This is a genomic window from Paracoccus sp. MKU1 (assembly GCF_001447385.1).
In the GTDB taxonomy this organism is placed as follows: domain Bacteria; phylum Pseudomonadota; class Alphaproteobacteria; order Rhodobacterales; family Rhodobacteraceae; genus Paracoccus.
Genome location: NZ_LLWQ01000155.1, coordinates 1 through 7,727, shown reverse-complemented (window position 1 = coordinate 7,727; position 7,727 = coordinate 1). Strand labels below are relative to the sequence as shown.

The window sequence follows — 7,727 nt, the reverse complement described above, 5'->3', positions numbered from 1 at the left end:
GCAGGAGATCCAGCGCCTGATCGGCCGCGCCCTGCGTGCCGGGGTGGACCGCCGTGCCCTGGGCGAGCGGCAGATCGTCATCGACTGCGACGTGATCCAGGCCGATGGCGGCACCCGCTGCGCCGCGATCACCGGCGGCTGGGTGGCGCTGCGGCTGGCGGTGAGCAAGCTGTTGAAGGCCGGCATCGTCACCAGCGACCCGATCATGGACCATGTCGCCGCGGTGTCCTGCGGCATCTATGCCGGGCAGGCGATCCTGGACCTGGACTATGCCGAGGACAGCGAGGCCGGCACCGACGGCAATTTCATCATGACCGGGGCAGGGCGGCTGATCGAGGTGCAGATGTCGGCCGAGGGCGCCACGTTCTCGCGCCCCGAGATGAACCAACTGCTCGACCTGGCCGAATCCGGCATCGCCGAGCTGGTCCGAGCCCAGAACGAGGCCGTCGCATGCGCAAGCTGACCGAAAGGAAGCTGCTGGTGGCCACCCACAACAAGGGCAAGCTCGAGGAGATCCGTGCCATGATGGTCCCGCATGGCATTGAGGTGACCTCGGCGGGCGAGATGGGCCTGCCCGAGCCGCCCGAGACCGAGGACAGCTTCATCGGCAATGCCCGCATCAAGGCCCGCGCCGCCATGCAGGCGACCGGCCTGCCGGTTCTGGCGGATGACAGCGGCATCACCGTCGATGGGCTGGACGGCGCGCCGGGCGTTTATACCGCCGACTGGGCCGAGACCCCGCAGGGCCGCGACTTCATGCAGGCCATGACCCGCACCTGGCGCGAGCTGGACGAGCGCGGCGTGCCCGAACCGCGCAGCGCGCAGTTCCGCGCCACGTTGATCCTGCTCTGGCCCGATGGGCATGAGGAGATCTTCGAGGGCGTGGCGCCCGGTCGGCTGGTCTGGCCGCCGCGTGGTGCGCATGGCCATGGCTACGACCCGATCTTCGTGCCCGATGGCCACGATGTGACCTATGCCGAGATGCCGGCCGAGCAGAAGAATGCCATCAGCCACCGCGCCCGTGCCTTCCGCAAGCTGGAGGCGCTTTTTGCGTAGGATCTCGACCGGGTCGCCCTTCGAATCGGCGCTCGGCTACAGCCGGGCGGTGGTGAAGGGTCCGTGGTGCTTCGTCTCGGGCACAACGGGCTACGATTACGCGGCGATGGCCATGCCCGGCAGCGCCGCAGAGCAGGCGCGCAACGCCTTTGCCACCATCTTCGCCACCTTGCGCGAGGCCGGCTTCGCGCCCGCCGATATCGTGCGGGTGCAATACACCATCACCGACCCGGCGATCCTGGACGAGATCGCCCCGGTGCTGGGCGAGGCGATGAAGGATGCGTTACCGGCCGCAACCATGGTTGTCGCCGGGCTCATCAGACCCGAAATGAAGGTCGAGATCGAAGTGACCGCCTATCGGGAATGAACCAGCCCATGACAGCCCATGCCGCCAGCACCGCCCCCCTTGCCGAAGATTGGCGGGCGGGCGGATTCGGGCTTTACGTCCACTGGCCTTTCTGCGCCGCGAAATGCCCCTATTGCGATTTCAACAGCCATGTCGCCGCCAGCATCAACCAGCCGCGCTGGCTGGCTGCCTATCGCGCCGAGATCGCCCGGCTGGGCCGCGAGGTGTCCGGCCGGGTGCTGAACAGCATCTTCTTCGGCGGCGGCACGCCCAGCCTGATGGCGCCCGAGACCGTGGCCGGGGTGATCGAGGCGGCGCGCGACGCCTGGCCCTTTGCCAATGACATCGAGATCACGCTGGAGGCCAACCCGACCAGCGTCGAGACCGGCCGCTTCCGCGCCTTTGCCGAGGCCGGCGTCAATCGCGTCTCCATGGGGGTGCAGGCGCTCAATGATGAAGATCTGCGCCGGCTGGGCCGAATGCATTCGGCGGCCGAGGCCCGCGCCGCCTTCGACATCGCGAGGGATTGTTTCACGCGGGTCAGCTTCGACCTGATCTATGCCCGCCAGGACCAGGACCGTGCCCATTGGCGGCGCGAGCTGACCCAGGCGCTCGGCATGGCCGTCGATCACCTCTCGGCCTATCAGCTGACCATCGAGCCGGGCACCGCCTTCGGCGCCCGCCACGCGAAAGGCGGGCTCAAAGGCCTGCCCGACGACGATCTGTCCGCGGACATGTATCTGGACACGCAAGAGATCTGCGCGGCGGCGGGCATGCCGACCTATGAAATCTCGAACCACGCCCGGCCCGGTGCCGAAAGCCGGCACAACCTGATCTATTGGCGGCAGGGCGACTGGGCCGCCGTCGGGCCGGGCGCGCATGGCCGGCTGACGCTGCCCGCCGGCCGCTGGGCGACCGAGGCGCATCTTGCGCCGGGCGCCTGGCTGGAGGCGGTCGAGGCGCGCGGCAACGGCGACAGCCAGCGCGAGTTGCTGGGCCTTTCCGACCGGGCGCTGGAATACCTGCTGATGTCCTTGCGGCTGGTCGAGGGGCTGGAGATCCCGCGCTATCTGGCGCATGGCGCCGAATTGCCGCAGGGTCGGCTGATGAATCTGATGGAAATGGGGCTTATCTCGCTGCGGGGCGACCGGCTGGCCGCGACATCGTCGGGACGCCCCGTGCTCAATGCGATCCTGCGCGAACTGGCGGAGTAAGATGCGATATTTCTGGTTCTCCATGGGCTGGCTGACCCTGACGCTGGGTGCGATCGGCGCCTTCGTGCCGGTCCTGCCGACCGTGCCGTTCCTGCTGCTCGCGGTCTGGGCCTTCACGCGCTCTTCTCCCCGGCTGGGCGCGCGCATCATGCGCCATCCGCAATTCGGCCCGCCGATCCGGGCCTGGCGCAAACGCGGTGTCGTCGGCCGCACCGCCAAGATCTGGGCCGTCGCCGGCATGTCGGCCGGCGTCGCCTGGGCGTTCTGGCTGGGCCTCGATCCGCGCTTCATCGCCGCGCAGGTGCTGGCCTGCACCGCCATCGGCGCCTGGCTGGTGACCCGCCCGGAGGCCTGAGCCGCCAGGGAATACAACCTTTTGCCCACTTGTTCCGGCTCTGTCATGGCGCGAACCTCGGCGCATAGATCTGAGGGGAGGAACAGGACCATGGTGGACACATCGGGGGTGAAGATTCACCCCGCCGTCGATAACGGCATCAAGCCCGCCCAGCCGGGGTTTTCGGGCGGCACGCTGCATTGCAAATGCAGCACCAACCCGGTCCGGGTCGCGGTTCGGGCGCAGACCGCACATAACCATGTCTGTGGCTGCACCAAATGCTGGAAGCCCGAGGGCGCGATCTTTTCGCAGGTGGCGGTGGTCAGCCGCGATGCGCTCGAAGTGCTGGAAGGCGCCGAGAAGCTGGAAATCGTCAATGCCGAGGCGCCGATCCAGCGTCATCGCTGCCGCGATTGCGGCGTGCACATGTATGGCCGGATCGAGAATCGGGACCATCCCTTCTACGGGCTGGATTTCGTCCATACCGAACTTTCGGACGAGGATGGCTGGTCGGCGCCGGAATTTGCCGCCTTCGTCAGCTCGATCATCGAATCGGGGGTCGATCCCAGCCGCATGGAGGCGATCCGCGCCAGATTGCGCGAACTGGGGCTGGAACCCTATGATGCGCTTTCGCCGCCGCTGATGGATGCGATCGCCACCCATATCGCCAAACGGTCCGGCGCTCTTGCGGCCTGAGGGCCCGGCAGGCCACGATAACGGCGGGGGTCGGTTTACCGGCCCCCGAGGCCATGAGAACAACAACAGGCCCAGGGCCGTCATGAAGGAGAAGAGAAGATGAGAACCCGTGCCGCCGTGGCCCTTGAGGCTGGCAAACCGCTGGAGGTGATGGAGGTCAACCTGGAAGGCCCGAAGGCCGGCGAGGTCATGGTCGAGATCAAGGCCACCGGCATCTGCCACACCGACGAATTCACCCTGTCGGGCGCCGATCCCGAGGGCCTCTTCCCCTCGATCCTCGGCCATGAGGGCGCGGGCGTGGTGGTCGAGGTCGGCCCGGGCGTCACCTCGGTCAAGCCGGGCGATCATGTCATCCCGCTCTACACCCCCGAATGCCGGCAATGCGCGTCCTGCCTGTCGGGCAAGACCAACCTCTGCACCGCGATCCGCGCCACCCAGGGTCAGGGCCTGATGCCAGACGGCACCAGCCGGTTCAGCATGCTCGACGGCACGCCGATCCATCACTACATGGGCTGCTCGACCTTCTCGAACTACACCGTGCTGCCGGAAATCGCGGTGGCCAAGGTGCGCGAGGACGCGCCCTTCGACAAGATCTGCTATATCGGCTGCGGCGTCACCACCGGCATCGGCGCGGTGATCAACACCGCCAAGGTCGAGATCGGCGCCAAGGCGGTGGTCTTCGGCCTGGGCGGCATCGGGCTGAATGTGCTCCAGGGCCTGCGGCTGGCCGGCGCGGACATGATCATCGGCGTCGACCTGAACGACGACAAGAAGCCGATGGCCGAGCATTTCGGCATGACGCATTTTATCAACCCGAAGAATTGCGAGAACGTGGTCCAGGAGATCGTGAACCTGACCAAGACGCCCTTCGACCAGATCGGCGGCGCCGATTACAGCTTCGACTGCACCGGGAACGTCAAGGTGATGCGCGACGCGCTGGAATGCACGCATCGCGGCTGGGGCCAGTCGATCATCATCGGCGTGGCGCCGGCGGGGGCCGAGATCAGCACCCGCCCGTTCCAGCTGGTCACCGGCCGGGTCTGGAAGGGCACGGCCTTCGGCGGCGCCCGCGGCCGCACCGACGTGCCGCAGATCGTCGACTGGTACATGAACGGCAAGATCGAGATCGACCCGATGATCACCCACACCCTGTCGCTGGACGAGATCAACAAGGGCTTCGACCTGATGCATGCGGGCGAATCCATCCGCTCGGTGGTGCTTTACTGATCGTAAAGGCCTGCTTAGTTAAAAGGACGGCGGGGGCGGGCGACCGGCCCCGCCGTCAACATGAAAGGACCGATCATGGCAAAGCATTTCCACCTGGACGACGATGACGACGATGACGACGAGCGCCGCCAGGAGGGCCAGAAGGACGAGGGGCTCGGCCTGCCCGAGGGTGACAAGATCGGCAAGCTCTATTTCAAGTCGCGCACGGTGATCGTCGCCGGGCCGATCACCGACAAGCTGGCGCAGCGCACCGTGGCGCACCTGCTGGCTCTGGCCGAGGACAGCGACGCCCCGATCAACATGCTGATCTCCTCGCCCGGCGGCCATGTCGAATCCGGCGACATGATCCATGACGTGATCAAGTTCATCCGCCCGACCGTGCGCACCATCGGCTCGGGCTGGGTCGCCTCGGCCGGGGCGCTGATCTTCGTCGGCGCGGACAAGGAAAACCGTTTCTGCCTGCCCAATACCCGCTTCCTGATCCACCAGCCCTCGGGCGGGATCGGCGGCACGTCCACGGACATGATGATCCAGGCCGAGCAGGTGCGCCTGATGCGCGACCGGCTGAACCAGATCTTTGCCGAGGCCACCGGCCAGCCCGTCGAGCGGATCGAAAAGGACACCCAGCGCGATTTCTGGCTGAACACGCAAGAGGCGCTGGACTATGGCCTCTTGGGCAAGGTCATCCGCTCGGTGGACGAGCTGAAATGACGGGCCTGCATTGATGGCGGGCGGGACTGACATCCTGATCCGTCCCGCCACGCCGGCCGATCACGAGGCGATCTGGACAATCCTCGAGCCGGTCTATCGCGCGGGCGAGACCTATTGCATCCCGCCCGACATCTCGCGGGACGAGGCGCTGGCCGACTGGTTCGCCGCGCCCTTCACCGCCTTCGTGGCCGAGTTGGACGGGCGGGTGCTGGGCACCAGCCATGTCGGCCGCAACCGTCCCGGCCCCGCCGGCCATGTCGCCAATGCCAGCTTCGCCACCCACCCGGAGGCGCGCGGCCGCGGCATCGCCGGCGCGCTTGTCACCCATGCCAAGGACTGGGCGCGGGCGCAGGGCTTCCGGGCGATGCAGTTCAATTTCGTCGTCGCGACCAATGCCGATGCCGTTCATTCGTGGCAGAAAGCCGGTTTCGATATTGTCGGCCGCCTGCCGGGCGCGTTTCTTCACCCCCGGCATGGCTATGTGGACGCATTGGTCATGTTTCACGACCTGACAGAAGGGAAAACCCATGACGCTGGCCTATGAGACCGTATCGGAAAACCGCAGCTTCGGCGGCATTCAGGGCGTCTATCGCCACCAGTCGCAGGCGACCGGCACGCCGATGACCTTTGCCATCTATCTGCCGCCCGACGCCCGGCACGGCAAGGTGCCGGTGCTGTGGTATCTCTCGGGCCTGACCTGCACGCATGAGAACGCCATGACCAAGGCCGGCGCGCAGGAATGGGCGGCGGAATACGGCATCGCGGTGATCTTCCCAGACACCTCGCCGCGCGGCGAGGGGGTGGCCAATGACGAGGCCTATGATCTGGGCCAGGGCGCCGGCTTCTATGTCGATGCGACCGAGGCGCCCTGGGCGCCGCATTTCCGCATGTGGCACTATGTCACCCATGAATTGCCCGAGCTGGTCTTCAACAACTTCCCGCTGGACCGCGAGGCGCAGGGCATCACCGGCCATTCCATGGGCGGCCATGGCGCGCTGACCATCGCCATGACTTTCCCCGAACGCTATCGCTCGGTCTCGGCCTTCTCTCCGATCGCCAATCCCAGCGAATCCGATTGGGGCCGCAAGCAGTTCACCGCCTATCTGGGCGACGACAAGGCGGCGTGGAAGAAGCACGATTCGACCCTCCTGATGCGGGAAAAGGGCTATCCCGGTGAGGTGCTGATCGATCAGGGCGCGAGCGACCAGTTCCTCGACCTGCTGAAACCCGAGGCGCTGGCCCATGCCATGGCCGAGCGCCGCCAGCCCGGCAGCTTCCGCATGCAGCAGGGCTACGACCACAGCTATTTCTTCGTGCAGACCTTCATGGCGGACCATATCCGCTGGCATGCCGAACGGCTGGGCTAGGCGGCAGGACGCCTTCCGCGGTATGGGGCAGGGCGATTGCCCCATACCTATTGCCGAATTTACCTAATACTTTGGTCCAATGACCCCGCCGGCCGCGTTGACGCAAATGCGGCCGGGTCCGAACCTTCCAGCAGTAGGTGCTTGCGCATGAGGAGAGGCGCGACCACCGGCATGCGGAGGAAAATTCATGAAAAACCTGATGAATGGCGCCTGCCTTGCGCTGCTCATGTCCGGTACGGCGGTGCTGGCCAATGACAGCGTGCTGGCCGAGATCGCCAAGCCCCAGCAATGGGCGATCCAGATGGGCGATTACGCGAACACGCGATATTCGACGCTGGACCAGATCAACAAGGACAACGTCAAGGATCTGCGCGTCGCCTGGACGTTCTCGACCGGGGTGCTGCGCGGACACGAAGGCTCGCCGCTGGTGATCGGCGACGTCATGTATGTCCATACCCCCTTTCCGAACAAGGTCTTTGCGCTGGACCTGAACGACAGCGGCAAGATCCTGTGGCGCTATGAGCCGCAGCAGGATCCGAACGTCATTGCGGTGATGTGCTGCGACACGGTCTATCGCGGCCTGTCCTATGCCGACGGCATGATCCTGCTGGGCCAGGCCGATACCACGGTGGTGGCGCTGGATGCCAAGACCGGCGAGGCGAAATGGTCGACCAAGGTCGGCGATCCCGCCATCGGCGAGACGCTGACCGCGACGGTCGTGCCGGTCAAGGACAAGGTCCTGGTCGGCATCTCGGGCGGCGAATACGGCGTGCGCG

11 protein-coding genes are annotated in these 7,727 nt (G+C 66.2%); all 11 read left to right on the top strand.

Annotation, left to right across the window (positions count from 1 at the left end):
* Positions 1-463: ribonuclease PH (gene rph, locus AQY21_RS11395; RefSeq protein WP_065169921.1), on the top strand; the 463-nt coding region annotated here is incomplete at its 5' end.
* The gene (gene rdgB, locus AQY21_RS11390; RefSeq protein ID WP_058097782.1) at positions 451-1,056 is read left to right on the top strand and encodes an RdgB/HAM1 family non-canonical purine NTP pyrophosphatase; all 606 of its coding nucleotides are present in this window, start codon (positions 451-453) and stop codon (positions 1,054-1,056) included. The genes rph and rdgB, both read left to right, overlap by 13 nt.
* The gene (locus AQY21_RS11385; RefSeq protein ID WP_058097781.1) at positions 1,049-1,423 is read left to right on the top strand and encodes a RidA family protein; all 375 of its coding nucleotides are present in this window, start codon (positions 1,049-1,051) and stop codon (positions 1,421-1,423) included. The genes rdgB and AQY21_RS11385 overlap by 8 nt, the downstream gene beginning before the upstream one ends.
* A gap of 8 nt (positions 1,424-1,431) precedes the next feature.
* Entirely contained in the window at positions 1,432-2,616 is a 1,185-nt protein-coding gene (gene hemW, locus AQY21_RS11380) for a radical SAM family heme chaperone HemW (RefSeq protein ID WP_058097783.1), read from the top strand.
* Position 2,617: 1 nt separating this feature from the next.
* Positions 2,618-2,971 (top strand): YbaN family protein, encoded by a 354-nt coding sequence (locus AQY21_RS11375; RefSeq protein WP_058097780.1) that lies wholly within the window; start codon positions 2,618-2,620, stop codon positions 2,969-2,971.
* Between the two features lie 90 nt (positions 2,972-3,061).
* Positions 3,062-3,646, top strand: a complete 585-nt coding sequence (gene gfa, locus AQY21_RS11370) for an S-(hydroxymethyl)glutathione synthase (RefSeq protein WP_058097779.1) — start codon at positions 3,062-3,064, stop codon at positions 3,644-3,646.
* A gap of 99 nt (positions 3,647-3,745) precedes the next feature.
* On the top strand, positions 3,746-4,873 hold the full coding sequence (locus tag AQY21_RS11365; protein WP_058097778.1) for an S-(hydroxymethyl)glutathione dehydrogenase/class III alcohol dehydrogenase: 1,128 nt from the start codon (positions 3,746-3,748) through the stop codon (positions 4,871-4,873).
* Positions 4,874-4,948: 75 nt separating this feature from the next.
* Entirely contained in the window at positions 4,949-5,584 is a 636-nt protein-coding gene (locus tag AQY21_RS11360) for an ATP-dependent Clp protease proteolytic subunit (RefSeq protein WP_058097777.1), read from the top strand.
* 13 nt (positions 5,585-5,597) lie between these two features.
* A complete protein-coding gene (locus AQY21_RS11355; protein WP_058097776.1) occupies positions 5,598-6,128 on the top strand; it encodes a GNAT family N-acetyltransferase in 531 nt (176 codons plus the stop codon).
* Positions 6,112-6,951: an S-formylglutathione hydrolase gene (fghA, locus tag AQY21_RS11350; protein ID WP_058097775.1), complete on the top strand. Its 840-nt coding sequence runs from the start codon at positions 6,112-6,114 to the stop codon at positions 6,949-6,951. The genes AQY21_RS11355 and fghA overlap by 17 nt, the downstream gene beginning before the upstream one ends.
* Positions 6,952-7,138: 187 nt before the next feature.
* Positions 7,139-7,727, top strand: a 589-nt coding sequence (locus tag AQY21_RS11345; protein ID WP_152988201.1) for a PQQ-binding-like beta-propeller repeat protein, incomplete at its 3' end; no start/stop codon positions are given.